The sequence below is a fragment of the Rhizobium sp. PRIMUS64 genome, from assembly GCF_023006465.1.
Lineage (GTDB): Bacteria > Pseudomonadota > Alphaproteobacteria > Rhizobiales > Rhizobiaceae > Rhizobium > Rhizobium leguminosarum.
Genome location: NZ_JALBGX010000019.1, coordinates 38293 through 64039 on the forward strand (window position 1 = coordinate 38293; position 25747 = coordinate 64039).

The 25747-nt window shown below is 59.0% G+C and carries 30 protein-coding genes and 3 pseudogenes; 20 read left to right on the forward strand and 13 right to left on the reverse strand.

The window, feature by feature from the left end; all coding sequences use genetic code 11:
• Positions 1 to 60 precede the first annotated feature (60 nt).
• Both MOV76_RS10800 and MOV76_RS10805 read right to left on the reverse strand, forming a co-directional pair.
• Positions 61 to 240, reverse strand: a complete 180-nt coding sequence (locus MOV76_RS10800; protein WP_245510096.1) for a hypothetical protein — start codon at positions 238 to 240, stop codon at positions 61 to 63.
• An 86-nt stretch (positions 241 to 326) separates the two neighbouring features.
• The gene (locus MOV76_RS10805) at positions 327 to 1208 is read right to left on the reverse strand and encodes a dienelactone hydrolase family protein (RefSeq protein WP_050565095.1); all 882 of its coding nucleotides are present in this window, start codon (positions 1206 to 1208) and stop codon (positions 327 to 329) included.
• A gap of 712 nt (positions 1209 to 1920) precedes the next feature.
• On the opposite strand from MOV76_RS10805, the gene MOV76_RS10810 reads away from it, so the two are divergent.
• From MOV76_RS10810 to MOV76_RS10835, 6 genes and pseudogenes are all read left to right on the forward strand, one after another.
• Entirely contained in the window at positions 1921 to 2157 is a 237-nt protein-coding gene (locus tag MOV76_RS10810; RefSeq protein ID WP_018449515.1) for a hypothetical protein, read from the forward strand.
• 21 nt (positions 2158 to 2178) lie between these two features.
• Positions 2179 to 2652 (forward strand): terminase small subunit protein, encoded by a 474-nt coding sequence (locus tag MOV76_RS10815; RefSeq protein ID WP_130759453.1) that lies wholly within the window; start codon positions 2179 to 2181, stop codon positions 2650 to 2652.
• A pseudogene (locus tag MOV76_RS10820) lies at positions 2618 to 2815 on the forward strand (terminase); the annotation flags it as partial. The gene MOV76_RS10815 and the pseudogene MOV76_RS10820, both read left to right, overlap by 35 nt.
• Before the next feature lies 1 nt (position 2816).
• Positions 2817 to 3227: pseudogene (locus MOV76_RS10825) on the forward strand (hypothetical protein); the annotation flags it as partial.
• Between the two features lie 14 nt (positions 3228 to 3241).
• The gene (locus MOV76_RS10830; protein ID WP_113542617.1) at positions 3242 to 3670 is read left to right on the forward strand and encodes a DUF1515 domain-containing protein; all 429 of its coding nucleotides are present in this window, start codon (positions 3242 to 3244) and stop codon (positions 3668 to 3670) included.
• A gap of 274 nt (positions 3671 to 3944) precedes the next feature.
• Entirely contained in the window at positions 3945 to 4130 is a 186-nt protein-coding gene (locus MOV76_RS10835) for a hypothetical protein (protein WP_018241117.1), read from the forward strand.
• A 608-nt stretch (positions 4131 to 4738) separates the two neighbouring features.
• Here the strand turns inward: MOV76_RS10835 and MOV76_RS10840 are convergent.
• The 8 genes from MOV76_RS10840 to MOV76_RS10875 all read right to left on the reverse strand — a co-directional run bounded on the left by MOV76_RS10840 (position 4739) and on the right by MOV76_RS10875 (position 8032).
• Positions 4739 to 4939 (reverse strand): hypothetical protein, encoded by a 201-nt coding sequence (locus tag MOV76_RS10840; RefSeq protein WP_018241119.1) that lies wholly within the window; start codon positions 4937 to 4939, stop codon positions 4739 to 4741.
• 444 nt (positions 4940 to 5383) lie between these two features.
• The gene (locus MOV76_RS10845) at positions 5384 to 5566 is read right to left on the reverse strand and encodes a DUF3606 domain-containing protein (RefSeq protein ID WP_018517836.1); all 183 of its coding nucleotides are present in this window, start codon (positions 5564 to 5566) and stop codon (positions 5384 to 5386) included.
• Between the two features lie 116 nt (positions 5567 to 5682).
• The gene (locus MOV76_RS10850) at positions 5683 to 5919 is read right to left on the reverse strand and encodes a hypothetical protein (protein WP_018241121.1); all 237 of its coding nucleotides are present in this window, start codon (positions 5917 to 5919) and stop codon (positions 5683 to 5685) included.
• A 213-nt stretch (positions 5920 to 6132) separates the two neighbouring features.
• Positions 6133 to 6576, reverse strand: coding sequence for a pyridoxamine 5'-phosphate oxidase family protein (locus MOV76_RS10855; protein ID WP_168319584.1), 444 nt, complete (start codon positions 6574 to 6576; stop codon positions 6133 to 6135).
• Positions 6577 to 6661: 85 nt separating this feature from the next.
• Positions 6662 to 6808 (reverse strand): hypothetical protein, encoded by a 147-nt coding sequence (locus MOV76_RS10860; RefSeq protein WP_017959492.1) that lies wholly within the window; start codon positions 6806 to 6808, stop codon positions 6662 to 6664.
• A gap of 70 nt (positions 6809 to 6878) precedes the next feature.
• A complete protein-coding gene (locus tag MOV76_RS10865) occupies positions 6879 to 7241 on the reverse strand; it encodes a hypothetical protein (protein WP_018241123.1) in 363 nt (120 codons plus the stop codon).
• Positions 7242 to 7320: 79 nt separating this feature from the next.
• Positions 7321 to 7584, reverse strand: coding sequence for a DUF1488 domain-containing protein (locus MOV76_RS10870; protein ID WP_018241124.1), 264 nt, complete (start codon positions 7582 to 7584; stop codon positions 7321 to 7323).
• 145 nt (positions 7585 to 7729) lie between these two features.
• On the reverse strand, positions 7730 to 8032 hold the full coding sequence (locus MOV76_RS10875; protein WP_247264505.1) for a hypothetical protein: 303 nt from the start codon (positions 8030 to 8032) through the stop codon (positions 7730 to 7732).
• A 191-nt stretch (positions 8033 to 8223) separates the two neighbouring features.
• Here MOV76_RS10875 and MOV76_RS10880 point away from each other — a divergent pair, with 191 nt between their 5' ends.
• Both MOV76_RS10880 and MOV76_RS10885 read left to right on the forward strand, forming a co-directional pair.
• The gene (locus tag MOV76_RS10880) at positions 8224 to 8628 is read left to right on the forward strand and encodes a hypothetical protein (protein WP_018241126.1); all 405 of its coding nucleotides are present in this window, start codon (positions 8224 to 8226) and stop codon (positions 8626 to 8628) included.
• A 72-nt stretch (positions 8629 to 8700) separates the two neighbouring features.
• Entirely contained in the window at positions 8701 to 9075 is a 375-nt protein-coding gene (locus MOV76_RS10885; RefSeq protein WP_047619498.1) for a hypothetical protein, read from the forward strand.
• Between the two features lie 143 nt (positions 9076 to 9218).
• On the opposite strand, the gene MOV76_RS10890 is transcribed toward MOV76_RS10885, so the two are convergent.
• Entirely contained in the window at positions 9219 to 10724 is a 1506-nt protein-coding gene (locus MOV76_RS10890; protein ID WP_247264506.1) for a DegQ family serine endoprotease, read from the reverse strand.
• A 612-nt stretch (positions 10725 to 11336) separates the two neighbouring features.
• On the opposite strand from MOV76_RS10890, the gene MOV76_RS10895 reads away from it, so the two are divergent.
• Complete coding sequence (locus MOV76_RS10895) at positions 11337 to 12326, forward strand: LacI family DNA-binding transcriptional regulator (protein ID WP_063829411.1); 990 nt, start codon at positions 11337 to 11339, stop codon at positions 12324 to 12326.
• Between the two features lie 87 nt (positions 12327 to 12413).
• Here MOV76_RS10895 and MOV76_RS10900 read toward each other — a convergent pair whose 3' ends face one another.
• Positions 12414 to 13343: a LysR family transcriptional regulator gene (locus MOV76_RS10900; RefSeq protein WP_210067113.1), complete on the reverse strand. Its 930-nt coding sequence runs from the start codon at positions 13341 to 13343 to the stop codon at positions 12414 to 12416.
• 111 nt (positions 13344 to 13454) lie between these two features.
• Between MOV76_RS10900 and MOV76_RS10905 the strand changes: the two genes are divergently transcribed.
• The 3 genes from MOV76_RS10905 to MOV76_RS10915 all read left to right on the forward strand — a co-directional run bounded on the left by MOV76_RS10905 (position 13455) and on the right by MOV76_RS10915 (position 15968).
• Entirely contained in the window at positions 13455 to 14207 is a 753-nt protein-coding gene (locus MOV76_RS10905; protein WP_247264507.1) for a 3-oxoacyl-ACP reductase family protein, read from the forward strand.
• Positions 14208 to 14246: 39 nt separating this feature from the next.
• Complete coding sequence (locus MOV76_RS10910) at positions 14247 to 14846, forward strand: NADPH-dependent F420 reductase (protein ID WP_047619503.1); 600 nt, start codon at positions 14247 to 14249, stop codon at positions 14844 to 14846.
• A 201-nt stretch (positions 14847 to 15047) separates the two neighbouring features.
• Positions 15048 to 15968, forward strand: coding sequence for a LysR family transcriptional regulator (locus tag MOV76_RS10915; RefSeq protein WP_247264508.1), 921 nt, complete (start codon positions 15048 to 15050; stop codon positions 15966 to 15968).
• A 60-nt stretch (positions 15969 to 16028) separates the two neighbouring features.
• Here the strand turns inward: MOV76_RS10915 and MOV76_RS10920 are convergent, their stop codons facing one another.
• A complete protein-coding gene (locus MOV76_RS10920) occupies positions 16029 to 16982 on the reverse strand; it encodes an NmrA/HSCARG family protein (RefSeq protein WP_247264509.1) in 954 nt (317 codons plus the stop codon).
• A 215-nt stretch (positions 16983 to 17197) separates the two neighbouring features.
• Here MOV76_RS10920 and MOV76_RS10925 point away from each other — a divergent pair.
• The 8 genes and pseudogenes from MOV76_RS10925 to MOV76_RS10960 all read left to right on the forward strand — a co-directional run.
• A pseudogene (locus tag MOV76_RS10925) lies at positions 17198 to 17339 on the forward strand (IS5/IS1182 family transposase); the annotation flags it as partial.
• Between the two features lie 285 nt (positions 17340 to 17624).
• Entirely contained in the window at positions 17625 to 18881 is a 1257-nt protein-coding gene (locus MOV76_RS10930; RefSeq protein WP_245278920.1) for a polysaccharide biosynthesis/export family protein, read from the forward strand.
• Positions 18882 to 19054: 173 nt separating this feature from the next.
• Positions 19055 to 19771: a glycosyltransferase family 2 protein gene (locus MOV76_RS10935; protein WP_246724833.1), complete on the forward strand. Its 717-nt coding sequence runs from the start codon at positions 19055 to 19057 to the stop codon at positions 19769 to 19771.
• Positions 19772 to 19797: 26 nt separating this feature from the next.
• Positions 19798 to 20958 carry a glycosyltransferase family 4 protein gene (locus MOV76_RS10940; protein WP_130715963.1) on the forward strand — a complete coding sequence of 387 codons (1161 nt, stop codon included), beginning with the start codon at positions 19798 to 19800 and terminating at the stop codon, positions 20956 to 20958.
• A complete protein-coding gene (locus MOV76_RS10945; RefSeq protein WP_247264510.1) occupies positions 20945 to 23044 on the forward strand; it encodes a hypothetical protein in 2100 nt (699 codons plus the stop codon). Before MOV76_RS10940 ends, MOV76_RS10945 begins: the two co-directional genes overlap by 14 nt.
• The gene (locus MOV76_RS10950; protein WP_130715965.1) at positions 23041 to 23928 is read left to right on the forward strand and encodes a DUF6492 family protein; all 888 of its coding nucleotides are present in this window, start codon (positions 23041 to 23043) and stop codon (positions 23926 to 23928) included. Before MOV76_RS10945 ends, MOV76_RS10950 begins: the two co-directional genes overlap by 4 nt.
• Positions 23925 to 24752, forward strand: a complete 828-nt coding sequence (locus tag MOV76_RS10955) for a hypothetical protein (protein ID WP_130759464.1) — start codon at positions 23925 to 23927, stop codon at positions 24750 to 24752. Before MOV76_RS10950 ends, MOV76_RS10955 begins: the two co-directional genes overlap by 4 nt.
• Positions 24745 to 25746, forward strand: coding sequence for a glycosyltransferase family 2 protein (locus tag MOV76_RS10960; protein WP_130759465.1), 1002 nt, complete (start codon positions 24745 to 24747; stop codon positions 25744 to 25746). The genes MOV76_RS10955 and MOV76_RS10960 overlap by 8 nt, the downstream gene beginning before the upstream one ends.
• Position 25747: the final 1 nt, after the last annotated feature.

Below are 25747 nucleotides of genomic sequence, written 5' to 3' on the forward strand. Positions count from 1 at the left end.
GACGGAGAATGCGGGTGCGTTGGTGTAAAACTCGCAGCCGACGCTCAATCTCCCGCAGATCTAAGCCAAGTCACTACCCGATCCCGCAATACTCGAATCGTTCGGCTCTACGGAGTTTCCACTCGGTTCCGGCAGCCACGATTTTCGGTCGGATAATGATGGTGACATGCCGACCCAGATCGCGAGGCCGATCAGTAGCGCGCCGCTCAAGACGCCGATGACAGAGTAGATCCAGATCATCCGCTCGCTCCTCTTGCGAGCATCCACCATAACACCGGGCATCGTGTTTCAACAGTATCGGCGCTCATGCGGACAAAGCTCGGGCTTTAGTTCGAGAGGTACGTTTGAAGGAATGTTCGAACGCTGCGGATGGATTTTCCTGCGGCGTCTGGATTGTATTTTTCGATGTGACCAAACACCCGCCTTCCCACCTTAAACTCCGGAGCATCAAAATCGTGGTAAGTGCCCTTGTAGACATTGAGCTCGATGGGCGGGCCATTGTCACTCAGACGGGCAAGCCTCTTCTGGCATCGGTCAGCCGGGCTCCAATTGTCTCGTTCGCCACTCAAAATCAGGGTCGGCACCGTCGCGTCACCCTGACTTGCCGCGCAGAGGGGATAGTAGGCAACCGCTGCCTTGAATTTGTGGTCCATGAGCTGTTCGTTGCCTTCGATTTTTGTCCCCTCCAGCGTCGCCGTGCCGCCGGTTGAAAAGCCCATCAAGGCAACGCGCCTGATATCGACAAAGCTGTGTTTCGATAAAAAATTCAAAGCCCCATAGGCGTCGAAGAGGCGATCGGGGAGAGAACCCTGGCACGTGTCCTTGATGTTGCGGGTAGTGAAGCTATCGACGACCAACACGACGTAACCCCACGAAACCAGCCGTTTCGGCCAAAGGTCTTTGACGCTCAACCGCATGCCCTCGCATCCATGCAGGAGGACGACCGCCGGGAAGGGGCCATCACCCTCCGGGCGGGACAAATATCCCAGCAGGGGTGTGCCTTGCGGTTGAGAAATAATTTCTCCCTGTTCTCTAGCCTTGCTTATTCGAAACGGGCTGAGCTTTACGGGCGCGCTTTCGAAGTGAACCCGTTCGTCGGCATCAGCCGGGTTTCCAGCGAGCGTGACGCTGAGAAAAGCGACGAGGCACAGAAAAAGTCTCGTGGTTTTCACTGAACTTCTCCGCCATTTGATCAACAGCCTGCTCATTGTACGCCGGACCTGAAGGCTCGCAAAGCGGGTGAGGGGGGTTGCCGCCGATTGGGTCGGGTTCGGCGGAGTTAAATTAACCGCGCACCGCGATTAGAAGCTCTTGATCACCCCCTGGCAGATCGTTTATGACTGCCGTAAATCCAAGCTGCGAAATTTGAGTCCAGAGGTGATGTCGACCAAGTCGGCGCCGCCGGCTGATCGTACGCGCCACTTGCTAAGGCTTGCGGATTTGTCACACGGCCCACCTCTTGCTCCGTCATCCTCGGGCTTGACCCGAGGACCCACGTTGGTCTCCATCAGAAGCGGAATGGATCCTAGGCTCAAGGCCTGGGATGAGGGAGAGCGGAGGGACGTTTTGCCAAACTTGCCGCTGCAGCGAATGGCATTCTGGCGCCCACTTGATCGAGCAGCCTCGGTTTTCGAACTGGCGCGAGACCCACAATTAGTCCTTGATCACCCCCTGGCAGATCATTTATCACTACCGTAAATCCAAGCTGCGAAATTTGAGTCCAGAGGTGATGTCGATAAAATCGGCGCCGCCCCTTCAATCGTTTGCGTCACTCGCCAAGGCTTGAGAACCGGTCATCTCAGACGTCCGGTCCGCTTCCTCGGATCGCCCTTGATCCCCATCCTTTTCCGGCTGACCTCTCATCTTCAATCACATAGGGATCGGGCAGGGTAGCGCTCGCCTCTTCCAAGGAGAACTGCAATGGACCCTTCGATTGCTCCGGCCTCCCGGGCAGCGGCGGTAACGCCGAACGATACCGCCATCGTCGGAGCCCGCGCGCTTTACATCGGCACGGCCGGTGATGTTGCCATTGCGCCGCGTCGTGACATGGATCCTGTCATCTTCAAGAGCGTGCCGGCTGGAACGATCCTGCCTGTTCATGCCGCCATCGTGGCGCTGACCGGGACCACCGCATCCAACATCATTGCGCTGTTCTGAGCCTTCCAGAAGCCGCGCCCCATGGGAAGACCGACCAAGTTCAGCCAGGCGCTGGCCGAGAAGATCTGCGAGCGCATTGCTGACAGGGAAAGCCTGCGGTCGATCTGCCGGGATGAGGATATGCCGTCAAAGTCGACCGTGCTGTCCTGGCTCGCCGACGACGATAAGGCGGCCTTTCGGGCGCGGTATGCGCTGGCCCGCGAAATCCTGGCCGACGGCTTTGTCGACGAGATGGTCGAGATTGCCGACGACCGCAGCAATGACTGGATCGAAAAGAAGAATGCGAGCGGCGAGACCACCGGCTGGCAGGAGAATGGCGAGGCCATCCGGCGGTCGCAGCTCCGCATCGCCACCCGCCAATGGGTCGCCGAAAAGCTGAAGCCGAAGAAATACGGTTCCAAGGTCGAGCCCGACCAAGGCGTCGTGACCGGCGAGGTTTCGCAGTTGCTGGAAGATATCAATGGTAAGACGCGCGGACTTCCAAACGGCAGTTGACCAGTTTTCCGACTGGCGCTGGCGGCTGAACAACCTCTATTGGATCACCGACAAATCGGGCAAACGCGTCAGGTTCGAGATGAACTGGACGCAGATGACGTTTTTCGAGCAGATGCATTACCTCAATGTGCTGCTGAAAGCCCGCCAGCTGGGTCTGACGACCGGTCATCGATCAGCTGCTTGCCTTCACGGCGGACACTGATCCGACGAAGTCGTCGGCCGCTGAAATGTTTCCGCTCGGAAACGTCGTCGGGCATCCTGGAAATCAGGACGGCGTGACGACGTGGGACACGATCAAGCTGCCGGCTTCAGTGCCGGACGGCACCCGCATCATGTTCGAATATCAGCCTGGTCAATGGACGTCGAGAAACACCTATGGCCGCATCGACAATGGCGACGGGACGGCCGACTATAAGGTGCAGGAGATATTCGCCACCAACGTCCAGGACAATGCCGCGCTGCTGGCTCACGGCATGAACCTCGATACCACGTCTTATGTCCATCCGACGCTGCATGGGATCTTGCGATTTGTCGGCCGCTTGCCACAATCCGAAAAGCTGAAATTTTACCCCTAGTCGAGCGCTGAGAGATGACATCCAATGACGATATTCTCCGCGCTCTCGGGCGCGTCGAGGGCAGGCTGACAGGCATCGAGGACAACGTCGCGCTTCTGCGCAAGGAGGTCAGCGACGAAAAGGCCAATGCCCACAATAGCCGCGCCGTGATCCACCAGCGGCTCGACGAACAGGCCAGGCAGATCGCCCATCTCGATACCAGGGTGGCGATCAGCGGCGGTGCGGATGCGCAGATCCGCGAGGAAATCAAAAGCCTCAAGGAGACCGTCGAGAAGAACCAGGAGGCGGTCGGGCCGGCGGTTGAAGAGTGGAAACGGATGAAAACGATCGGCTATGGCATCTCAGGCCTGATTGCCTTCGCCGGCCTGACGATCGGCGGGATGATCGCTTATGCGAGCGATGGCGCGGTGGCGGCGCTGCGGCATTGGTTGAAGATCAATTGATGGGTGGTGCCGGTCATTCGGCGGCCGGTCTTGGGTGTGCCGTGCGCAGATGCATCTCGTGCTCTACAGATAGCCTACTATTGCGGTCGCGATGGCGCTGTTTCGTTTGATGAAAATGGAACCCGTTGGTGACCCCTTTAGGCTCCGCCGTGGCGCCCGGCAGACGGATACTCATGCTCGCCCCAAAACCGAAGCAAACCAGACAGCTAAATTTTAGGCGTCACTAACGAACAAAACGGCGGCCTGCTGGTTTTCCTCTCAGGAGGAAACGGTCATGAAAACCATGAGCAATCGCCAAGTTCGCATTCCCGGCCCGCGAGAGCACGATGTTGCGGAACATTGCCGCAAGTTTGGGATCGGCCCGGCCGAGGAGAAGAAGCTGAAGAAACTTCTCGGCTCTCGGGCGCCGCTCCATGAAATCCAGGCCAATGCTCCGCCGCGGCAGCCGAGGTGGCGTTAGATGGCGAGGGTCGCGGAAGACGTCGCAGGTGATCAATACACGCCACATTACGGCAATGATTCAAAGATTGAGCGGAACAGAGCAGCGCCGTGAACGCTCGCGAAAGAGGTGCTTTTGCCGGGTTTTGACATGATCGATCTTGTTTAAGACGTGGGCCGAATCTCCGGCTTGCTCCACTTGGACCTGCTGAAAGCCCTGCTCCGGCGGGGTTTTTCGTTGGCGTTCTAATGAGCCTGTCGGTTTTCGCCCAGCGCGAGCTTATCGGTGTGACGGTCGCAACGTGCCCGGGCAGGTTGTCGATCATCCCCGGCGGAATTTCCGGGATCGTGGCGTCGTATCTCTGCCGGGGAACTTCCGACAATATCAGGGGTTTTGCCGGCGGATCGCGCGGCAGGTCTCGTCTCCTGTACCTACTGCTACCCCTGCAGTTGCTGCGCGGTCCACTCATGCAGGTATGATGGCGCTTTGCTCCCGGCTGTCGTCAGCGGGCAAAGTCATTTGTCGTTTGTCGACTTTGGAAGTTCACACGCTCGAAGACGCATCGATCCGCGTCGGCGCCAGTATCTGCGATGGATCAAGAAGGCACAGCTGCGCGCCAGGAAAGCCTGTCAACGCTGCAGTTGCCGCGAGAGCATGAGAATGTAATCGTCGGCGATATCGGCAACCACCATGGCGGCTTCCGCGGCCGTGTATCCCTTGCCGATGGCGTCGCTGACGATTTTCATCACGGCCGGTTCAAGCGCTTCCCGGCAGTCGGACAGACTTTCGTCATGCGGGCATTTTGGACGAAATTCCAAGACGTTGTTCATGGCATACCCTCCATTCGATCTAGCTCGGGGCCTCTGAAGGCAACCCAGCCTCTCCAGGGAAAGGCGGGGCCACGGTTCCGGCGAGCTGCTTCAGGAACCAGAAGTGTTGTCGTTGAAGCTACGATGGCATAGGGGCGGATGTATTCAAGCGCATGCTGATATTAAGGTAAGCCAGTAGGGTTAATTCGTCCACTGATGTTGCATCGTGGCATCGCAAGCAGGTGCAAAGCCAGCCGCGGCCAATGCATGTCGCTCAAAAGTGTGCGCGGTTTTGCGATAACGACATGCATCAAATAAAGCATGTCGCCCAAAAGTGTGCGCGGTTTTGGGATAACGACATGCATCAAATACTGCATGTCGCCCAAAAGTGTGTGCGGTTTTGGGAAAATGACATGCATCCAATAAAGCCCTTAGAGTTTAGCGCCTGCGAGGCTATTTTTTGCGCTAGACGCTGATACGGCGGCCGGCTTTATCAGCCTCTTTGCGATTGGCGCCGTGCTTTTCGATGATGTCCCTGGCATCCTCGTTGGAAATGCGGTGTTTCTTGGCGAAGTAGATGACTTCGTAGGGCGCCTCAGTGACAGCCTCTTTGGCGGGTTGGATCTTTTTCGTTTTGTCATTGGACATGATTTTTCCTTCCATGGAAATGTTGAGCTGGACGTGCCAACCCCGTCTCCGGACAAAGGATCGGAGAACCGGCGCTCTCAAGTCGGCATCAATCGAAGAATGGGCTTCGTGCCGTCTTATCGATGCGCGCGGGCCGTCATATGTTTTTCCCAGATCTGCGTCGCCTGCGCTGCCGTGCCGGTCTTGTGGAATCGCAGCAGGTGCAGTCCTTCCGCCCGTCGTTTTTCGTTAAAGGCGCTGTTTTCGTAGTCGGTGCCTTCGACAATGCTCTCGCTTTGAAGAACGGCCTTCAATTCCTGCACATAGTGTCCGGTGATGTTGAAAAGCGCTTCATTCTCAGGTGCGTCTGTCATCGTTTTCCCTATGGGTGGTCGCGTGGCATTCAACGCGGTGCCGGTTCGGCAGGCCACGTTGGTAAGATGCATCAAGCAATCCGCGCCCCTATGGGAAAGGCTGGTATCGGACAGCGTTTAGCTGGGGGTGTCTGTCTGGAGTTCCATATATCATGCAGCAGCGCCGCCTTGCGAATCAAGGATCAAGGCGCGGCCAGTCTGAACGCCCGCATGTTAAACCACTTGCCTCCCCGATACCATCTCAATCGAAATGCCGAAGAATATGGAGGGAGCAAGGCTGTCTTCGCTTTCCGAGTTTAAGGCAAGCGATCCGGGTTCCCACCAGAACGGTTGCTTCTGCAGGAGAGACCAGGCGTGGATGCGTTCGTCATGCCGGGCCGGCGTATCGGTCAGCTCATCATAGGTGCCCTGAACAAGCACGCTTCTCCACGTTCGGTTTTCGCCGAATTCTTCAACCTGAACGCAGGCTGGCGAATGGGCCCGCAACAGATCTATCTTCAGGCCCGGCATGGAAAATATGAAAAGTCGGCCTTTTTCATAGGCATACTGAATGGGAACGATATAGGGATATTTTTCGCCCAGGCATGCCAGATGGCCACGGGTGTGGCCTGCCAGAAAGGCGAGGCAGTCTTGTTCACCCATTTCTCGCAGTTGCATTGCGTTATCCAATTCCGTCTGCGTTTCAGTCCTTCGTTTGATAGGCAGCAAAGCGTCCTGGCTCGCCGCAACAGTCTTGCCGCGCCTACCAGAAGACATCGTTGAGAATGATATAGACGATAAAGGCCAGACAGATGGCCGGTGTCGATTTCACCAGAAAGTCGATGTACCGGAACCTGCCGATATGCTGAGCCAGGCGTTTCCACGAATGGATGTTTACCGTGGAAGACATCATGCCCTCCTTTGGTTGGGGCCGGATAACTCTGATCACCCGGGAAGCAGCGCCCGTTCACAAACTGCCACTACACCAAATATGGGCGCCAATCCTCTGCGCTACAAGGCGTGGCGGATTGCCGGTCCGGCAGAGAGATCCCGCTGCTGTGCACGATCGCCAATGGCGGCGCGGAGGGGGCAGGATTGCGGGGCACGTCCATACAGGATTGCGCTTCGACCTCAACCATTGCTTCGATCAGTTTCAGCCGATCGAGTTTCCGCCGTTGATCGTCGTAGAGCCTGCTGAGCAGCGCATAGGCCGATCCGGAGGGTCTACCTTTGCGCAATAGTTTCCTGATCAGCATTTCCTGATCGGCAACGCGATGCGCCGCCTTCACGATATGGCGACGCGCCAGCTTCAGGTCTTTCAGGCGGTATCGTGTGGCAACCATATGCTTTGCTCCCCCTGTCTCATCCGGCAGTAGCAGGATGGTGGCCGTTTCATTTCACCGGCCATACGCCTTCTCGCAATCAGCGAAAATCTGCAGCCGTGAGCGTGAAGTTGTTTCCGCGTCGATGCTGATAGACTCTCGATGCAGCCTCCTGAATGGAAGAACGCGCCGCATCGAAGGCATTGAGATAGGCGGCTTCGGAAGAATTCTGGGTGATCGCGCTGCCGAGCGCTGCTTCTTCGACCAGAAACCTGACCTCGAACATGCCGTCATAGCCGGTGAAGCGGACACCTTTTCTCGCTTCGTCGAAGCTGCGGCTTCTGTTGGGAAAGATAAGTGCCATTGCGGTTGTCCTTGGAAGTGGGCGGGAGCCGCTGTGCGACCCTCGGACCCGGCGATGATTGTCGATGCACGGCTGACCGGAACGGGCAGCTTGATGCCAGATGGTTGGCAACCAGCCTGCCGCCATGCCTGACCGTCGGCAGGTCTCAATGGATCGTCTGCACGATGACCCGGTCATCAAGCAAAGCCTGAGATGTCTTGATCAAGCGCACCGTACCAGTGATGATCTCGTCGGAATAGACCGGGTCCGCACGCGAAATTTCGTCCGTCATATCGCGGAGGACTCTGTTTATCTCAAGCAGAGGCGGCACAAGGTCCAGCAATCCATCGGCGGCCAGCCCGTGAGCCAGGCCTGCGATCACCTCTCTGAGGTGATCTATGAGCGCACGCCGTTCTGAAACCGCCAGTGCCGACGGCTTTGTGAGGGTCGCTTCACCGTTAAACTGCATGATGCGTATCCTCCTCTCTCTAAAATGGGTTCCGCCACGCCATTATCAATGGCTACCGCCGAATGAGGTTGCGGTCAGATGGCAAAGAGCGCAAGCTGAACTATCGGCGGGCACGATACGGGCACCGCTGCTTGGGGCGCGCCAGTAAGCCCTGGCGCCAGCGAACCCTAGCCCCAACGAAGGAGGACACAATGTCTTCCACATCAGATCAATTATTCGATATCCACAATTTGAGAATGCTGGACCGTATCCTCCGAAAGGCCGGCTTTCGCGGCGGCGAAACCTACGCGACCGATGATGGTGAGATCAGCGCCACAAGTTTCCTCATTCATTGTTTCCAGATGGGAATCGTCGATGAGGCCGCGTTGAAATCGGCTCTGAAAATGTATCTCGCGACACAGTTGAGCTCAGGCCCGCTTCCGCAGGCCATGGAAGACGGCTCCTTTGCCAGATGGCAGGATGACGGCGGCGCCCCGGTGAAAGCCTATCGGATCGCGCGGTATACGGCGTCTGGTCGCGCGGACGCACCGCTGCGGCCGCCAGCTTACCGCTTTCCCAAAACCAGGCTGCCTGAACGATTGTCCGAGATCCCGTGAACGCGCCTGCTGCGACGTCACCGGCAACGCCCGATCGATCGTCGCGATGACATGACGAACAAGGAAGAAGACATGTCTGGGATTCACGCCGATCAAAAGGACCGGGCCAGGAAACGCGAGACCATCGCCCCCGTGCGGAAAAACGCGACGTCAAGCTCGACCGCCGACGATCTGATAACGCAGGCTCGTCAAGCGCGCTCACCGTCGGCGGAGCAGGGGATCGATAGCGCTGATAAGCAAGCCTATGGTCTGGCGCGTCCACACAAAGGTCCGTTCGACAACGCAACGGCATTCAGCGCTGCCACCTACGACCATGATCTCCCGACGCGGCAGCAATTGGAGGCGGCGCAACGCAGCCAATCCGACGCGATAAAGCGGCAAGAGGCAAACCGCCAAAAAGGCAAATCCCGTATGCGGGCAAAGACAACGACGCTGAAATCTCCCTGAGCAGGAATAGAGGGGCGGACGGCGCCCTATAGATTTCTTGCTGACTGAGCGGTGCTTGGCTCCAGGGACTATCCGCTCGGGGTCTGTCGAAAAGCCCGCCTTAGGCGGGCTTTTCCTGTTTGCGGCAAAAGCTCGGGCGACCGTCAGGCGGCCCCAAACGGCACGGCGACGAAGGTTTTGTTGCCATCGCGTTCGACGAGCAGCAGCACCGACTTGCGGCCGGCCTTGCCGGCATCGGCGATCGCGGTCTTGACGTCGCGGGTGTTGTGGACCGGTCTGTCGTTCACCGAGACGATGACATCGCCGGATTGAATTCCGGCGGCCGCGGCCGACTTGTCCGGGTTGACACTGGCGACCACCGCACCGTTGACAGAGCGCGGCAGGTTGAGCTGCTGGCGCACGTCGGGTGTCAGGTCGGCAAGGCCGATGCCGAGGCTCGGCTGGCCGCTGCTCTCGCCCTTGCTGGCGGGACTTTCGGCCGCGGCCTGTTTCTGGCCTTCCTCATTGGTGCCGACGGTAACGTTGAGATCGATCGTCTTGCCGTCGCGCCAGACGCTGAGCGCTTCCTTGGCGCCCGGCGAAAGGTCGGCGACCAGGCGCGACAGATCTTTCGGCGTCTTGACGGTCTCGCCGCCGACTGAGGTGACGATATCGCCCGGCTTCAGGCCGGCATGGGCGGCCGGCGTATCGGCCGTGACGGCGGCAACCAGCGCACCCCCTGTTTTATCAAGGCCGACGGCATCGGCGACATCCCTGGTGACCGGCTGGATCTGCACGCCGAGATAGCCGTGATCGATCGAGCCGTCCTTCTGCAGCTTGGCGACGATCGCCTTGGCCTCGTCGGAGGGAATGGCGAAACCGACGCCGACGCTGCCGCCATTCGGCGAATAGATGGCGGTGTTGATGCCGACGACATTGCCGCTGCGGTCGACGAGCGGGCCGCCGGAATTGCCATGGTTGATCGGCGCGTCGATCTGGATGAAATCGTCATAGGGGCCGCTGTGCAGGTCGCGGCCGCGCGCCGAGACGATGCCAGCCGTCACCGTGGTGCCGATGCCGAAGGGGTTGCCGATCGCCAGGATCTGGTCGCCGAGCTTCAGCCTGTCGGAATCGCCCCAGGCAATGGTCTGCAGCGGCTTGCCCGCCTGGATCTTCAACACGGCGACATCGGATTTCGGGTCGGTGCCGATCAGCTTGGCCGGCAGTTCCGTGCCGTCATCCAGCGTCACCTTGATGTCGACGGCATTGTCGATGACATGGTTGTTGGTGACGATCACGCCGTCGGGGCTGATGATGAAGCCGGAGCCGAGCGCCATCGCCTGCTGCGAAGGCCGGTTTTTCGGCGCCTGGTGCGGCAGCGGGATGCCCTGGTCCTCGAAGAACTGGCGGAACTGCTCGTCCATCGGCGACTCCTGCTGGTCGGCACTGACATCGGTCGCCTTCATTGTCGTGGTGATGGTGACGACCGCCGGCTTGTCGGCATCGACGATGGTCGCGAAGGAGCCGCTCGGCGCGAGAACGCCGCCGGCATCGGACGGCGCGGCAAAGGCGCTGGACGAATTGATCGTAAAGGGCAGGCATGCCGCGCCGGCGATGATGGCGGCTCCGACAAGCGCTGCGGTGCGATGTTTGCGTAAGATGTGTGACATGGTGGTGATCCCTTGGGCGGTGGTCCCTTGCGAGAGCGTTGGCTTTGGATGGCGTCGCGGTTCCATGTCCTGGGACCTGGCGTCGGATGGCTATTGGCGGCAATTCCTCTTGGGAACGCGCAGTCGTCGAGGGGCGGCGACCGGGGGAAGAGAAGAATTGGCGCTCGGGATTCATATGATCCCACCAAGCGGATTTACAAATTAAAGTTTGATCATGTTTATATTGCCGATTTGTAAGTTATGACGGGAATTTAATCTTCGCTGCCCGTGCGTTCCGGCCGGCTGCCCCGCTGCAGAACTTCCGGCCCGGTTTTGTCTCGCTTCGCGTCCTTCGCGATGTTTTCATTCGAAAATAAATGGACTTATTCCCGATGGCGGTGATCCGATCGCCGCAGGCGCCCGTAATTTGCCGACAGACGATCCCGTTGCTGTTTCTGGAAGTTCTATTCCCGGATTCTGTTGCGAATATAAAATGTTAGTAGACTCTAAATTATTTCTTCTTCAGAAAGTAAAGGTCGCGATTCGAGGGCAAGCGAGTCTCGCGGGCGAGATATAACGGGGGCGGTGAGGACGGCAGTGGAGCGGGGGCGGAAGGCCAGGCGCGGTGCGCATGTGAAGTTGAGCGATGTGGCGAAGAAGGTGGGTGTCAGCCCAATCACCATTTCGCGCGCGCTTCGCAATCCCGAAATCGTCTCGGAGGATCTGCGCCAGACTATCCTGCGCACGGTAGACGAGATGGGGTATATCCCCAATCTTGCCGCCCGGGCACTCGCCGGCCGCCACAACGGCATCATCGGCGTAATCACGCCCGCTTTGCACCATCACGGCTTCGCCGGCCTGATGATCGGCATCGAGGATTGCTTGCGCACCACCGAATTCCGCGTGCAATATTCCAACACGCTCCACCATGCCGACGGCGAGGCCGGCGAGCTCAGATCCTTCCTGACGCAGAAGCCGGCCGGCGTCATTATCGCGGGCGCCGAATCCTATCATGATCTTCTGTCGCTGATCGAAAACGCCGCCTGTCCGATCGCCCATATCACCGATCTCAGCCAGGAGCCGGAAAGGCTGGTCGTCGGCCTCGATCATTATGCGGCCGGCGCCGAACCCACCCGCTTCCTGCTATCGAGGGGTTATGAGAGGATCGGCTTCATCGGCCGCGGCACGGATATTCGCTCGCGTCGCCGGAAGGAAGGCTATGAGGCCGCGATGGGCGAAGCCGGCCGTTTCGATGCTGATCTCGCCATTGGCGGAAATGAGGGAAGCAGCACCGGCCTCGGCAGGGAATTGTTTGCCCGCCTGTTGCAGCGCGTGCCGGATATCGATGCCGTCTTTGCTCAAAGCGACGATCTGGCGCTCGGTGTCCTCATCGAATGCGCCGCGCGCGGCATCCGCGTGCCGGAGGATGTCGGCATCTGCGGCTTCAACGATCTGGAGTTTTCAGCCTTCACCCAACCGACCCTGACGACAGTTCAGATTCCACGCTACGATATCGGCTACCGCGTCGCCGACATGCTGCGGCGCGCCATCCGCGACGAGCCGCCCGGCGAAAACAAGGTCGATTGCGGCTTCTCCATCATCCCGCGCGGCTCGACGCGATAAACCTTTTCTAAATTAAATAGTTAGGGGAAAACCGCTTACACTATTCGGCATCATGCTCGAGCAATGCGGGCAGCCAAAATATCGATATCAGCCCAGTGTTCCTGCAAATCGTTCCGGCCATCGCTCACGTTGAAAAACCTCCGTCAGGAAGTCGATGAACACTCTTGTCTTGGAGGGCAACAGGGTGCGGTTTGCATAATAGATCGAAATCGGGCCTGCGTCGGCATACCATGCCGGGATCAATCGGATCAGCTCGCCGCTCTCCAGATTGGCCAGAGCATCCGCCTTGGCGATCATCGCGACACCAAGGCCGAGAAGGGCGGCGGATCGCATGGCCGCGGGATCGTTGACGACGATCGTCTCTTTCAAGGCCGCAGGCTGCTCATCTCCAGCAAGATTGCGCATCTGCCGCTGGTGAATTCGACCCGTCCGCATCGAACGCATGACGATACCGTCGAGTTCGTGCAAGCCCGACGGATCATGAGGCGGAACCCGATCGCCCAGATATCCCGGTGATGCCACGGGGATAATATGAGCAGGGGCCAATGGCCTGGCGATGACACCAGGCGTCAACTCGAAACCCCCGCCGATCGCAGCATCATAGCCCTCGGCGATCAGATCGACCTGTCTGTTTTCGAACATCCATTCCGGCCGGATCATCGGATATCGCTGCATGAACTCCGGCAATAGCGGAAGGATGTAGCCTATGCCGAGTGTCGGGCTCATGCTGAGTTTCAGCACGCCGGATGGTTCGGACTGTTCGCTCGATGCCTCCGAGATCGCTCCCTGCAGGCTTTCCAGGTGATCTCGGATTGAGTGCAGAAAGCGCTCGCCTGCTTCCGTGAGCGTCAGACTTCGGGTGCTTCGTTGAAACAGCCTGAGTTTCAGGTTGCCTTCCAGTGCTGCGACATTGCGGCTGACCGCCGCCGGCGTCAGGCCGAGCCGTCGTGCCGCCGAGGAGAAGCTTCCAAGCTCGGCGCTGCGCACGAAGGATTCCAGGTTTGCAAGCGTCTCCATAGCATAACTTTCAATGAATGCTTGAAATTGATAACAGGCAATACCGTCTAATCACAAGGGAATAACAAGGCGATATTCGTTCCATCGAAACCAAACAATGGAGTTATCGCAATGTCCGACACTTCTCGGAAACTGTCCGGAAAGGCCGCTCTCGTTACGGGCGGCTCTCGCTCGATCGGCGCAGCAATCGCAAAACGCCTTGCTGCCGACGGCGCAGCGGTCGCCATCACCTATAGCGCATCGCCCGACAAAGCCGCCGCGGTCGTGAAGCAAATTGAGGATGCCGGCGGCCGCGCTGTCGCCATCCATGCCGACTCCGGCAATCCGGAATCGGTGCGGGCGGCAGTGGCGAAGACGGAAGAAACATTTGGCTCGCTCGACATTCTCGTCAACAATGCAGGCATCGCCCTTGGCGGCCCGATCGAGGAGATCACATTCGAAAACTATGAGCGGATGATCGCCGTCAATGTTACGGGCGTCTTCGTCGGCACTCAGGAAGCCGCGCGGCGCATGAAAGCGGGCGGCCGCATCATCCATATCGGCTCTTCGATGGTCCGTTATGCCGCCTTCCCGACCGCCTCGCTCTATACGCTGACGAAGGGTGCTGTCGCGGGTTTCAACCGCAGCCTCGTGCGCGATCTCGGACCGAAAGGCATCACGGTCAACACGGTGCATCCCGGCCCGACCGACACGGACATGAACCCGGACGGTGGCCCTGTTTCGCAGATCGTCGGCCCCGGCATGGCCGTCGGTCGCTACGGCAAGGACTATGAAATCGCCAGCCTCGTCGCCTATCTCGCCGGCCCCGAGGCGGCCTTCGTGACCGGCGCCGATATCGTCGCCGACGGCGGCTTCACCGCCTGAGCATTACCCCAACCATCATTCCCAATAAGGAGAATTTCAATGACCATCGGCATCATTGGCGCCGGCAATATCGGCTCCGCCTTCGCCCGAGCCCTTGCCCGCAACGGCATCGCCGCCACGATCTCGAACAGTCGCGGCCCTGACACATTGCAGGATCTGACCGAGGAACTGTCGCCGCACATTACGGCGGGGACTATCGAAGAGGCGGCGAAAGCCGACCTCGTCCTTGTCGCCGTCCCTTGGTCGAAGCTTCCCAAGGCATTGGCGGGTCTTCCCCACTGGGCGGGTCGCATCGTGATCGACGCCAACAATCCGGTCGAAGGACCGCTGTTCAAACCGGCCGAGCTGAACGGCCGTTTGTCGACTGAGGTCTTCGCCGGCCTGGTGCCCGGTGCTCGCGTTGTGAAGGCATTCAACCATCTCCAGGCGCATCTGGTTTCAGCCGATCCCCGCGCCGAGGGCGGCAGCCGCGTGCTCTTCTATTCCGGCGATGATGCCCAATCGAAGGCCGAAGTGGGGACGCTGATCTCCAAATTGGGCTTTGCCGGCATCGATCTCGGGCCGATTTCGATCGGCGGCAAGCTCGCGCAATTCCCCGGCGGGCCGCTGCCTGTCCTCAACCTCGTCAAATTCGGATGAAACAGCGATCGGCCGGATCAATCCGGCCGATCTGCTCGAACGACAGCGCCGCGCGTCTTTTCAGACGCGCAAAGGACGCTGTAACACTTTGAATTGCTGCATAATTTTATCCTTAAATCGGTTCCGTTTTAAGGAATTATGCAGTAGGCACGGCTCAGATTATTCCCTATATGGAAAGAATGAGGATCACTGTGCTGAAAAATGGATAGTGCGGGACTGTCTCTGGACAGAATGCGCACCTTCGTTCGCGTCGCCGAACGCGGTAACCTGTCGATGGTCGCAAGAGAGCTGGGTGTCGGTCAATCCACCGTGACGCGGCACCTCAATGAACTCGAGGAGGCTGTCGGCGTGCCGCTTCTCAGCCGAACCACCCGTCGCGTCACCCTCACGGAGGAAGGTAGCCGCTACTATACGAACTGCCTTCAGATATTGCGCCTGGTCGAACAGGCTGCGGAAGAAGCGAGAGATGCCCGCCGGGCTCCTGCTGGGGCTGTTCGGCTTTCCTGTACGGCAGCACTCGGCGTGATGCACATCACCCGCCTCATCTTTGATTTCCAGGACAGGCATCCAGACATCCGGGTCGACCTCAATCTGACGGACGAGCGGATCGACCTGGTTCGCGAAGGCGTCGACGTCGCACTCCGTCTTGGGCCTCTCGCGGACAGCGCGATGAAACTTCATGCGCTCGGAGAAAGCCATCGGTTGCTGGTGGGCGCTCCGACCTATTTGTCCTCCCACGGACGGCCGGAACGCCCAGCCGATCTGTCACGCTACGAAACCGTCGTGATGTCCAATGTGGCGGGGAGCGATCAGCTCGTTCTGTCCTCTCCCAACGGTACAAGCCTGATGATCCCGGTCAGTGGCAAGCTGCGCGTCGATCACGGGCTTGCGGCGCGCGAAGCCTTTGCCGCCGGACGCGGCATTGGTCCTGCACACCTCTGGTTGGTCCACGATCTTCTGGACGACGGCCAGCTCGAGGTCGTGCTTGGCGACTATCGTCCTTTACCGGTTCCGGTGAGCTTGCTGATCGTTCCAGAGCGTGCCGCCATTGCCCGCGTTCGGCTTCTCGTCGACTTTCTTGTCGCCGAGGTTTCCAAATTGCCGGGAATTCGGCCATCGTAAGCCCTTGTTTTCAAGCATGTCGTTATCGCAAAACCGCTGCACACATTTGCGCGACATGCTTCAAAGTCCGAAAGACCGCTTATCGCCACGCCACCCCGTCGTCCTGAGATACTGCTCCCAGTTGAGAGTGTCGGGGTTCAGGCGACGGCTCCATTCGAGATCGTGCTCCTTGCCGAAATAGCCATGGTCGACAGCATATTCGACCATCCCCAGAAGCTCTCGAACGAGAAGTTCGTTGGCGGCAAACTCCGGAAAATAGTGCAGCAGGCCATCCCGGGTGAAAGCGTTTCGATACGCGGCCTTGAGCCCGGTCACACGCTGAAAGGTTTCGACCATCTCGCGCGGAGAAATGATATCGCCAACGATCGGCAGCGTTTTCCCGTTGTAACGCTCGGGATTGGAGAAAATTTCAAGCACGACCGGCCCGGTCGCCGTCAGCGGATCGACGAACGGCGCTCGGAAATCTTCAGGAAGATAAATCGGCAAGAGGAGCGTATCGCCCTCCATGCGCGGCACATAATATTCGAGAAGATTCGTGTAGAAGAATGCCAGCATGACGAAGGAATGAGAGACCGGCAGGCCGCGAATATGGTCTGCAACGCGCGCTTTGTCGGTAAAATGCGGCGCATATTTCGTCCCGTTGGTGATCTTGTCGACATTCTCAAGCGTGCTGAAAACAATATGCCCGACGCCGGCCTCAACGGCGGCATCCGCCAGTTGTCGGCCGAGAGGGGCCTCGATTGTCTCGGGCGGGGCGATCGGCGGCGTCATCAGAAATGCGCCATCCGCGCCTTTGAAGGCGGTGACGAGGTCCTTTTGACGGCCAAGTTCGAGAGGGACGGCTACGATTTCAGCGCCGCGTTCCTCCAGGCGCAAAGCTTCAGGCGAATCCTTTTTCCGGGTTAAAGCTCGCACCCGGAAACGTTGGCTCTCAAGAAGTGTCGCGGCGACGCTGCGCCCCTGTTTGCTCGTTGCACCGACAATCGCGATCAGTGGCTTTTCATGTGCAGACATAGAGCTTTAAACCTTTCCCTGTCATTGACGCCGCTACGGTGGCAGGCGTCGTTTTGCGGGAGAGCGGTCGGCCTGTGCCGAGAGCCCACTCGATGGCGGGCACCCTATCGCAACAGGTTCTATGGCTGTAGATATCTGAAATGCATAACGTAATGCCATTTTCTGGATAAATGGCGTCCCGGCTGGGCCTGGATACAAATCGGTTCGCCATCCATCGCGACGGCGCAAGTGTCGTTCTTGAAACCACTTCTCAAATGCCGGCGTTGGCTCAGACATCTCTTCGCCGATGGCGGCTCTGATGGACTAATGCTGAGAGCTGCATGGCAAAGACGCAAGTTCACCCTGCAGACCGTCAAATAAACCGATAGGACCAAAGGTTTCGAAGTGCTGCCCAGTCGCCGCAAGATATTACTTTTATTGAATTCTTTTCAACGCAGACTCTTGGCCTGTCTGGCAGATGTATTAATCATTGTTAAGTACTATTGAATATGGTTAATATTATGTTAATCTTAAAGAGATCGGACAGTGTTCAGCGCTTCCAAAGCGGAAATTCGAAACATGAAGCTTTCGAAGATAATATCGCCAGAGATGCCTCAATATAGGTCGAGAATCGGTTCTCGCCTGCATCAAACAATACTGTGCATGGTGTTTGCAGCAATTGTTCCATTGACGTCAGCAGCGGAAGATTTACCTGCGTCCACAGGTTCGGCCCCGGTTGTGACCTCTGGCGAGACTTCGGCCCGGCAGCCTCAATCGCTGCGTGATGGTCTTCGTTCAGGCGATAAATTGAATCTCGCATTTTACGAAAGCTTGGCCTCTGTAGAAGATCGCTGGACGGGCTCACGGGGCACGGTTCCCTGGAACTTTTACCAGCGCCCCGAGCTCACTGGCGAATACGTCGTTGAAGCGGACGGAACCATTTCGCTTCCGCTTTTGGGACGCTTCCCGGTTCGAGGGCTTCCTCCGGCCGATGTGGAGGCGATAATTCTTCCTTCGTACGAAAGTCTGGTCGGCAGAAAGGGGTTCGTCAACATCGTCAGGATTGAGCACCAGCCGATTTACATTACCGGCCCGGTTCGTAATCCAGGCTCGTTTCAATATGTTGATGGCATGACTGTTCTGCATGCCGTTGCGCAAGCGGGTGGCATGACGGCGAAGACTATCGAGCCATGGCAGAGTGTGGAGATTACACGCCAGATCGAGCGGTTGAAGGCTGGGCTGGCCGATCTGAAGCGGCTTGCGTCGCGAACCGAGGTGCTGAGGGCGAAGCGCGATTCCGTGCAAATTGCCAGCATTGGCACACCTGTTCTTGGTCCCGATCCCGATGCTCAACAGTTGTTGGATGATGAGACATGGCAGCGCCAATTGGTAACGACGAGCAAGGATGCGCAGAGCAGTGCTTACGCAAAATCTGTTACCGATGCTCAGGCCGATCTCGATCTGCGCCAGGCACGCGTCGGCAATTATGATGCCACAATTCGGGTCCGTCAGGATCGGCTGGCAAGTATCGAGAATTTGGCCAAAAACAAGCTTGTCACCAGCATCGAGTTGACCCGGGCGCAAAGCGAACTGACTGAGTCTGAAGATCGAAAACAGCAGGCCGTCATCGATGTCGAGAGCGCAAAGCAACGGTTGGCGGCAGCGAAACAGGACGTCGAGCGCGATCGTATCGAACGCAAGATCGAGATCGAAAAGTCAGCAGCGGATGCCGAAAGAGGCCTATCAACGGCGTTGAAGACGACCGAGAGCGATCTTGAAATTTTCCGGTCCATGGTATCGTCGGAGGATACCGCCGATGTTGAATTCGAAATCGTTCGGCCTGGACCGAACGGTGTCATCGTCGAACCTGCGACCGAAGAAACGGTCTTACAGCCTGGCGATCTGATCAAAGTCCATTGAGACTTAGCCGCATACTCCTCCCGACTGGGAGAGTTTAGTCCTCCTCTCGGCCCAAGAGCTCAGGGGCATCGTTGATTTGCGATTTGTCACGCGGTCCAAAACGCCATGGAGAGCTTATGTCTACAATCGAAGCTTTAGAATCCTCGCATTCCTCAATGCCGGTCCAGGGTCCGATGTTCAATTTGCCAAGGACCTCGCTCGTCATTCCAACCTTGAACGAAGCGGAAAACATTAAGCTGCTTTTGCCCCGCATACCGACCTGGGTGCATGAAATCATCATCGTCGATGGGCGATCGACAGACGGAACGCCAGACATAGCGCGAAGCATGCGCGACGATGTCAAGATCGTACTCCAGCCCAAGAAGGGCAAAGGCATCGCATTGCGGACCGGCTTCGAAGCCGCATCGGGTGATATGATCGTGATGCTTGATGCTGACGGGTCGATGGATCCTTACGAAATCATCTTGTTCGTCGCGGCTCTTGTTGCAGGTGCGGATTTCGTCAAGGGTTCTCGTTTTATGCAGGGTGGCGGCACCAGCGACATGACGGTCATCCGCCGTTTCGGCAATCTCGGCCTGACCCTCCTGGTCCGGATGCTCTATGGCAGCTCTTTCAGCGATTTGTGCTACGGCTACATGGGCTTTTGGAAACGGCATGTTCCCTTGCTGCGTGCCGACTGCGACGGCTTCGAAATTGAGACGCTGATCAATTTGCGGGCCCTGAAGAACAAGCTCAAAATCATGGAAGTCGCGAGCTTTGAATCGGAGCGTATCTACGGCGTCAGCAATCTGCGTGCCCTTCCGGACGGCTGGCGCGTGCTGAAGACGATCTTCCGAGAACGCGTCAGCACGCCGGCGGGCGTCCAAGTCCTCGAGCAGGGCATGTCCTGAGGTCTGGATTTAATGGGCGAGGCCGCATGATGCGCATATTGATGCTCAGCGCGAGATACCTGCCTTTTGCCGGAGGAACGGAAACCCATGTAAGCGAGGTCGCAACCCGGCTCGTGCACAAGGGGCATGCGGTGACGGTCTTGACGGGCAATCCCGACGGCCTTCTTCCGGCAGCGGAAAGCCGAGACGGCGTGCAGATTGTCAGGCTGAAGACCTTTCCCCGTGGGCGGGATTGGTGCTTCGCCCCCGGCGTCTTCAGGGCGGTCGCCGAAGGTGATTGGGACCTGATGCATGTTCAGGGCTACCACACCTTCCTGGCACCGCTGGCAATGGCCGCCGCATCGCGGAACGGGCTTCCTTTCGTGGTTACCTTTCACAGCGGTGGCCATTCGTCACGATTTCGGTCCTCGATCCGGCGCTTCCAACATAGAATGCTTGCGCCTCTGGCCGCCAGAGCAGCGCAACTCATTGGCGTGTCGCGGTTCGAAGCGGATCTGTTCAGCCATAATATGGCAATCGCGAGAGACAGGTTCATCGTTATCCCCAATGGCGCGCGCCTGCCGGAAAAGTCCGGGCGGCGACCAGCTTCACCTCACGACAGGCCGCTGATTGTCTCGCTCGGCAGGCTGGAGCGCTACAAAGGTCATCATCGGGCGCTTGCTGCATTTAATGTGCTGGCAACGAAATTCCCCGATATGCGCCTTCGGATCCTAGGAGAAGGCCCCTATGAGGCGAAGCTGCGTCAGCAGGTGGCCGAACTCGGGCTCGGCAACCGTGTCGAGATCGGGGCAATTCCGCCGACCGACCGGTCCGCAATGGCCGATCTTTTGTCTTCGGCCGCTCTTGTCGTGCTCCTCAGCGATTATGAAGCTCATCCCGTGGCGGTTATGGAGGCGCTTTCGGTCAAGGCTCCCGTACTGACCACCGACACATCCGGCTTTCGGGAGCTGGCTGAGGAGGGCCTCGTGCGATCCATTCCGCTCAACGCTTCGCCAGACTTCACCGCGCGTGAAATGCTCGCCGCCATGGAGGCGGGGCCGATCTCGGTTGAGACGAGCTTGCCGGACTGGGACGATTGCACGGACCGGCTGCTGATGGTGTACAGACGCGTACTTTCGCATCCGCAGCCTGAACTGCGAACCGGTCCGGCACTGCTTGGAGATTTGAAGCACGATGACCGTTGTTGAGGGGCGGACGTCTCCAGACCAGCAGAAGGCCTACCAGGACGGAGCTTATCGTCATGGCTATACGGTAGGGGTTTCCATTCCACGCATCGATCTGTGGATCGCCGCATTTCTGGGCCTGCGCAGGCAGGACAGCGCGGTCGGGGGTGTTGCCGATCCTTCGTCGCTGGGGATGTCGCCGGCCTTTGCCTTCCTGTGCAGTTGCGCCCTTATTGTGGTCGCTCTTGCTGCAAATGCCAGTCGGCTGGGAGAGGGCTGGGCGGTTCCCACGTTCTATACCGCCATCGCCGCGATCTTTCTCCCCGCTGCGGCGCGAATCATCCATCCGGGGGCCAGCCGCCTGGAGCGGTTGGCGCTCATCGTGATCGTGACCTCAGCCCTCTTCGTGGTACGCCTGATCCGCGCGCCCGTCGCCTTCATAGACCATGACGAATTCCTGCACTGGGCGACGGTTAACGACATTCTGGAGGCGGGGCGACTGTTCCTGCCCAATCCCCTTTTGCCGGTCAGCCCCCTCTATCCCGGGTTAGAGCTCGTAACGTCCGCCTTGGTCAAACTGTCCGGACTGTCCGTCTTCGCGGCAGGCCTCATCGTGTTGGCGGCAGCACGGATGATGCTGATGCTCACGCTATTCCTGCTCTTTGAGAAGATCACGAATTCTGCACGGATCGCCTCCATCGCCTGCCTGATCTACATGGGTTCGTCCACGTTTTTGCTGTTCGACGTCCACTACTCGTATGAAAGCCTGGCGATCCCCATGCTTGCGGCGGTGCTGTTGGCTTCCGAAAGCCGACGCCTGGAGCGAGGCGACACGGCAGGCTGGCCGACGGTCGTCGCCACCATGGTCCTGATCGTGGCGCTCGCAGCTACTCATCATCTCACCTCCTATTTTTGCACGGCCCTTTTGTGCGGCACGGCGGTGATGGAATGCCTGAGGCAGGGCGCTTCCGCTATGCAGAGGCGGCAGGCGATCCTGCTGGCCTCGATCGCCGTGATTGCTCCGGTCGCCTGGTCGAAGATCGTCGGGAACCCCACCGGCAGCTACATCCTTCCCGTACTGGCAGGCGGCATACACGAGGTAGCGCAACTCGTATCGAGTTCGACCTCGACGCGTAAGCTTTTCGTGTCGGACACGGGAGCCCTGGCGCCTGCTTGGCAACGTTACCTGACGATGGCGGGCGTCGCGCTGATCTGCCTGGGACTTCTCACCGGCTTTCTCCGCTCGCTCGTTTTCAATGGGCAGCACCCGAATGCGAGCATCCTCTGGCCGCCGACCAGATGGCGCCTATGGCGGTCAAGCCTTCTCGAGATCCTCGTTTTGGTGACGCTGGCCTATCCCGTCAGTATCATCTTCCGGCTGACGCGCAGTGGGTGGGAGATCGGCAACCGCATCGGCTCGCTATCTTTCCTCGGCGTCGCAATCGTCGTCGCGGTGGCCGTCGCGGCATTCTGGCACGGCACCTCGCGTGGCTGGCTGCGCGCATCGTCGCTTGCCGCCGCCGCAACGACGGTGCTGATCGCTGGCGTCATCAGCTCCGAGGGGCCACGTATCCTGGTTCCGGCCGGCTATGAAGTTTCGGCCGACTCCTCGTCGATAGAACCGATGGGGATCAGCGCCGCAAAGTGGACCAGGGAATGGCTGGGCGGCGAGCAGCATTTCGCAACCGACCGGATCAATCGCCTGCTCCTGTCCACCTACGGCCGGCAAAAGGTCTCGACCACGCTTGAGAGCGGGCAGGATACAGGCATGGCCATCACCGCTGCCGATCTCGGCCCGATGGAACGCAAGCTGCTGATCGACTCGGGCGTCGGTTTCGTCATGGTCGATCTGCGCATGACCACCGGCCTGCCCGGCGTCGGCGTCTATTTCGACGGCGGCGCGCAGGACCGAAACCACACGGTCCCCCTCCAGGCGTCGTCGCTGCTCAAGTTCAATTCCGAGCCCGATGTCGACCGCACCTTCGACAACGGCTTCATGGTCATTTTCGATGTCGAGCGGCTCGGGAAAACACGGCAGCCCGCCGCCCCTCCTAGGCGGACCGGAGAGCCGGTGCAATCCCTGGGACGACCAGACGGAGATTTACAATGATCGATAGCCGTATCGACGCTTTCATGTGCGTCCATTCGCGGGACATCGAATATTTGCTCGAAGCGTCCCTTCGCTCCTACCAGCAGCATTTCCCCGACAAGGGAAACCTAACCATGGTCACGGACAACCCGGTCGCTTTGAGAGCCTTCCTCGACGGGAAGGGTCTCGTGCCTGGCGCCGCCGTCACCGGCGACAACGACTGGCTTTCAGCCAGCGAACTGGAACTTCCCGGCTGGTTTCGGCAGCAGATCATCAAGCTGCGCGCCTTCGAATTCTGCCGCACCGAGCATTTCTGCAATCTCGGTGCGGATACACTGCTGCTGCGGCCCATCGCGACGACCGATCTGATCGACCGGCGCGAACCGGTTCTCTATTATTCCAGCCACAGGCTTCCCGATCTTCACTACCGTTTCGAGAAGAAGCGGTTGCGCAATGTCGCAAGGATCCTCGGCGTCGAGCCGGCCCGGTCTTTTCGCTATGTCGATTTCATCAACGATTTCTTCTGCTTCAAGCGTGAATGGCTCATCGCGCTGAATGACTACATCGCGTCGAAATACGGCTCAACACCCTACGTCGAGCTGCTCAAGGGTCTGAGTGCGTCAAAAGACCAGACGCGGTTCGGAGAATGGACACTCTATTCCGTCTTTCTGCTCGATGTGATGCACCTGTCGCCGACGATGCGCGATGCGCGCGGGGCCTATCTGACGCAGATCCATAGCCGCCTCGGCCTCACGCTGAGCCGGCTGGACAGCAAGGTCGTTCATCTCGTCCAGAAATCCTTCGACCCGAATGTGATCCGCCAGAAGCTCATGAAGGTGAACCCGGGCGCCGCTCAGATCATCGGCGCAACGGCATGGGCGAATGCAGGAGCTCGTCCCCGATGATGGCCCGCCGCGTCTTTCTGGGAATCATTCCGCTGTGGGTTCTTGCCGCTGCGTTGGCCGTAACGTGGCTGCCCGAAACCTTTTCGACCTGGGAGAAGCTGGTCCGTCTGGCGCTCTGCGCGCCGCTGTTACTGTATTTCCCGGGCCGCATGCTGGTGGACACCCTGCGCTTCGAGGGCGATGGGGTCACCAGGGGGACGTTCGCGGTGTTCCTGAGCTTCGCGACCTGCATTTTTCTGGGGCTTCTGCTGCATGTCGTCGGCCATCTCGATGCGCGAGGCTGGGTCTACGCGCTGGGCCTGACGACTATCGCCCTTCGGTGGCTGAATGTCGTTTTGCTGCTCGCAAGGCCGGTTCCAGCCATCCCCTGGGCTTGGCCCGGCCGCCGTTTTGCGATCTTCGCAGTTTCCATGATCTTGGCGGCGAGTTCCGTCCTCGTGGCGCGCCCGGTCGCGCTTGAACGCAAGCCGTTTCATTTCACCGAGCTTTGGATGGTGCCCAAATGGAACTGGACGAACAATGTGGTAACGGTCGGCGTGCGCAATTCGGAAGACGCCAAAACGCTTTACAGTTTTGACCTTGTTCTGGGCGGCACGTTGATTGGAAAGATGCCAACCTTCGAACTGGCGCCTTCCTCCAGCCAAACCTTCGAATTCTCCGTACCGACAAAAACGCGCCCACCCGCACGGCTGGAAGCCTGGCTCTACAAGGGCGGCGACAGGGGAACGATCTACCGCAAGGTCTGGATGGCCATCGACACGCTCCAGTCCCCGGCACCGACCGGAATAACCCTTCAGTTCGCTCCGGAGCCGAAAAATGGATAATTTCCAGCACCCCGTGCCCGGCAAGCTTACGACGGCAATCGTCATCTGCTGTTATTCCGACAAGCGTTGGGACATTCTCAACAAAGCAATCGCGGCGGCAGCGCGCCAGGTCCCGGCCGCGGACGAGATCGTCGTCATCGTCGATCACAATCCGGCACTGGCGCTGCGTCTGCGCGCCAAGTGCTTCGAAACCCCGGTCAGGATCGTCGAGAATATTCATCCGCCCGGCCTCTCCGGTGCCCGCAACACCGGGATTTCAGTCAGCCGCGGCGAGGTCATCCTGTTTCTCGACGACGACGCTGTGTCGGATCAAGATTTGCTGGCGACCTTGGGGCGGCAACTCGAGGATCCCTCGGTTCTGGGCGCCGTGTCCGCCATCCGCCCGTTGTGGGAAACAGACCGTCCGTCCTGGTTTCCCGAAGAATTTCTATGGACCCTCGGCTGCACCTATCGCGGCCTTCATCCGGGGCCGGTGCGCAACCTCATCGGCGCGTCCATGTGCATCCGCCGCTCCGTCTTCGATCATACGGGCGGCTTCGATTCCGGCTTGGGCCGAACGGCCAACGCTTTGCCGCTCGGATGCGAGGAAACCGAACTCTGCATCCGTGCAACCAAGGCCTTGCCGCATGGCCGTTTCGTCTTCGAGCCATCGAGCGGCAGCGATCACGCCATACCCGCCGATCGCGCGACGTGGAAATATTTCCTCCATCGCTGCTGGGCCGAAGGGCTTTCAAAGGCCTGCCTATCGTTGATGGCGGGCTCCGGCGAGGCGCTGGCGTCGGAAAAGACCTATATGACGAGGACGTTGCCCCAAGGGGTTATGCGGGGATTCGCTGATGTGTTGCTTGGCCAGCCGAGCGGCCTTCTTCGCGCCGTCGCGCTGGGCGCCGGCCTGGCAGCCACTGCGGCCGGCTTCGCTCTCGGCCGGACCCGCGCTGCCCTTACGCGACCGTTCACCTCCGTTCCTGCTCGCGCTCTCGAACCGGTGGAATAGG

Bases quoted from the DNA above. Each gene is read 5' to 3' on its own strand.
- MOV76_RS10885 (WP_047619498.1), top strand. From the start codon at position 8,701: ATGTCTGGGATTCACGCCGATCAAAAGGACCGGGCCAGGAAACGCGAG.
- MOV76_RS10810 (WP_018449515.1), top strand. From the start codon at position 1,921: ATGGACCCTTCGATTGCTCCGGCCTCCCGGGCAGCGGCGGTAACGCCG.
- MOV76_RS10875 (WP_247264505.1), bottom strand. From the start codon at position 8,032: ATGCAGTTTAACGGTGAAGCGACCCTCACAAAGCCGTCGGCACTGGCG.
- MOV76_RS10805 (WP_050565095.1), bottom strand. From the start codon at position 1,208: ATGAGCAGGCTGTTGATCAAATGGCGGAGAAGTTCAGTGAAAACCACG.
- MOV76_RS10945 (WP_247264510.1), top strand. From the start codon at position 20,945: ATGACCGTTGTTGAGGGGCGGACGTCTCCAGACCAGCAGAAGGCCTAC.
- MOV76_RS10935 (WP_246724833.1), top strand. From the start codon at position 19,055: ATGTTCAATTTGCCAAGGACCTCGCTCGTCATTCCAACCTTGAACGAA.
- MOV76_RS10845 (WP_018517836.1), bottom strand. From the start codon at position 5,566: ATGTCCAATGACAAAACGAAAAAGATCCAACCCGCCAAAGAGGCTGTC.
- MOV76_RS10880 (WP_018241126.1), top strand. From the start codon at position 8,224: ATGTCTTCCACATCAGATCAATTATTCGATATCCACAATTTGAGAATG.
- MOV76_RS10835 (WP_018241117.1), top strand. From the start codon at position 3,945: ATGAAAACCATGAGCAATCGCCAAGTTCGCATTCCCGGCCCGCGAGAG.
- MOV76_RS10870 (WP_018241124.1), bottom strand. From the start codon at position 7,584: ATGGCACTTATCTTTCCCAACAGAAGCCGCAGCTTCGACGAAGCGAGA.
- MOV76_RS10865 (WP_018241123.1), bottom strand. From the start codon at position 7,241: ATGGTTGCCACACGATACCGCCTGAAAGACCTGAAGCTGGCGCGTCGC.
- MOV76_RS10905 (WP_247264507.1), top strand. From the start codon at position 13,455: ATGTCCGACACTTCTCGGAAACTGTCCGGAAAGGCCGCTCTCGTTACG.
- MOV76_RS10930 (WP_245278920.1), top strand. From the start codon at position 17,625: ATGGTGTTTGCAGCAATTGTTCCATTGACGTCAGCAGCGGAAGATTTA.
- MOV76_RS10915 (WP_247264508.1), top strand. From the start codon at position 15,048: ATGGATAGTGCGGGACTGTCTCTGGACAGAATGCGCACCTTCGTTCGC.
- MOV76_RS10860 (WP_017959492.1), bottom strand. From the start codon at position 6,808: ATGTCTTCCACGGTAAACATCCATTCGTGGAAACGCCTGGCTCAGCAT.
- MOV76_RS10800 (WP_245510096.1), bottom strand. From the start codon at position 240: ATGATCTGGATCTACTCTGTCATCGGCGTCTTGAGCGGCGCGCTACTG.
- MOV76_RS10910 (WP_047619503.1), top strand. From the start codon at position 14,247: ATGACCATCGGCATCATTGGCGCCGGCAATATCGGCTCCGCCTTCGCC.
- MOV76_RS10815 (WP_130759453.1), top strand. From the start codon at position 2,179: ATGGGAAGACCGACCAAGTTCAGCCAGGCGCTGGCCGAGAAGATCTGC.
- MOV76_RS10855 (WP_168319584.1), bottom strand. From the start codon at position 6,576: ATGCAACTGCGAGAAATGGGTGAACAAGACTGCCTCGCCTTTCTGGCA.
- MOV76_RS10960 (WP_130759465.1), top strand. From the start codon at position 24,745: ATGGATAATTTCCAGCACCCCGTGCCCGGCAAGCTTACGACGGCAATC.
- MOV76_RS10830 (WP_113542617.1), top strand. From the start codon at position 3,242: ATGACATCCAATGACGATATTCTCCGCGCTCTCGGGCGCGTCGAGGGC.
- MOV76_RS10920 (WP_247264509.1), bottom strand. From the start codon at position 16,982: ATGTCTGCACATGAAAAGCCACTGATCGCGATTGTCGGTGCAACGAGC.
- MOV76_RS10850 (WP_018241121.1), bottom strand. From the start codon at position 5,919: ATGACAGACGCACCTGAGAATGAAGCGCTTTTCAACATCACCGGACAC.
- MOV76_RS10940 (WP_130715963.1), top strand. From the start codon at position 19,798: ATGATGCGCATATTGATGCTCAGCGCGAGATACCTGCCTTTTGCCGGA.
- MOV76_RS10900 (WP_210067113.1), bottom strand. From the start codon at position 13,343: ATGGAGACGCTTGCAAACCTGGAATCCTTCGTGCGCAGCGCCGAGCTT.
- MOV76_RS10955 (WP_130759464.1), top strand. From the start codon at position 23,925: ATGATGGCCCGCCGCGTCTTTCTGGGAATCATTCCGCTGTGGGTTCTT.
- MOV76_RS10950 (WP_130715965.1), top strand. From the start codon at position 23,041: ATGATCGATAGCCGTATCGACGCTTTCATGTGCGTCCATTCGCGGGAC.
- MOV76_RS10890 (WP_247264506.1), bottom strand. From the start codon at position 10,724: ATGTCACACATCTTACGCAAACATCGCACCGCAGCGCTTGTCGGAGCC.
- MOV76_RS10840 (WP_018241119.1), bottom strand. From the start codon at position 4,939: ATGAACAACGTCTTGGAATTTCGTCCAAAATGCCCGCATGACGAAAGT.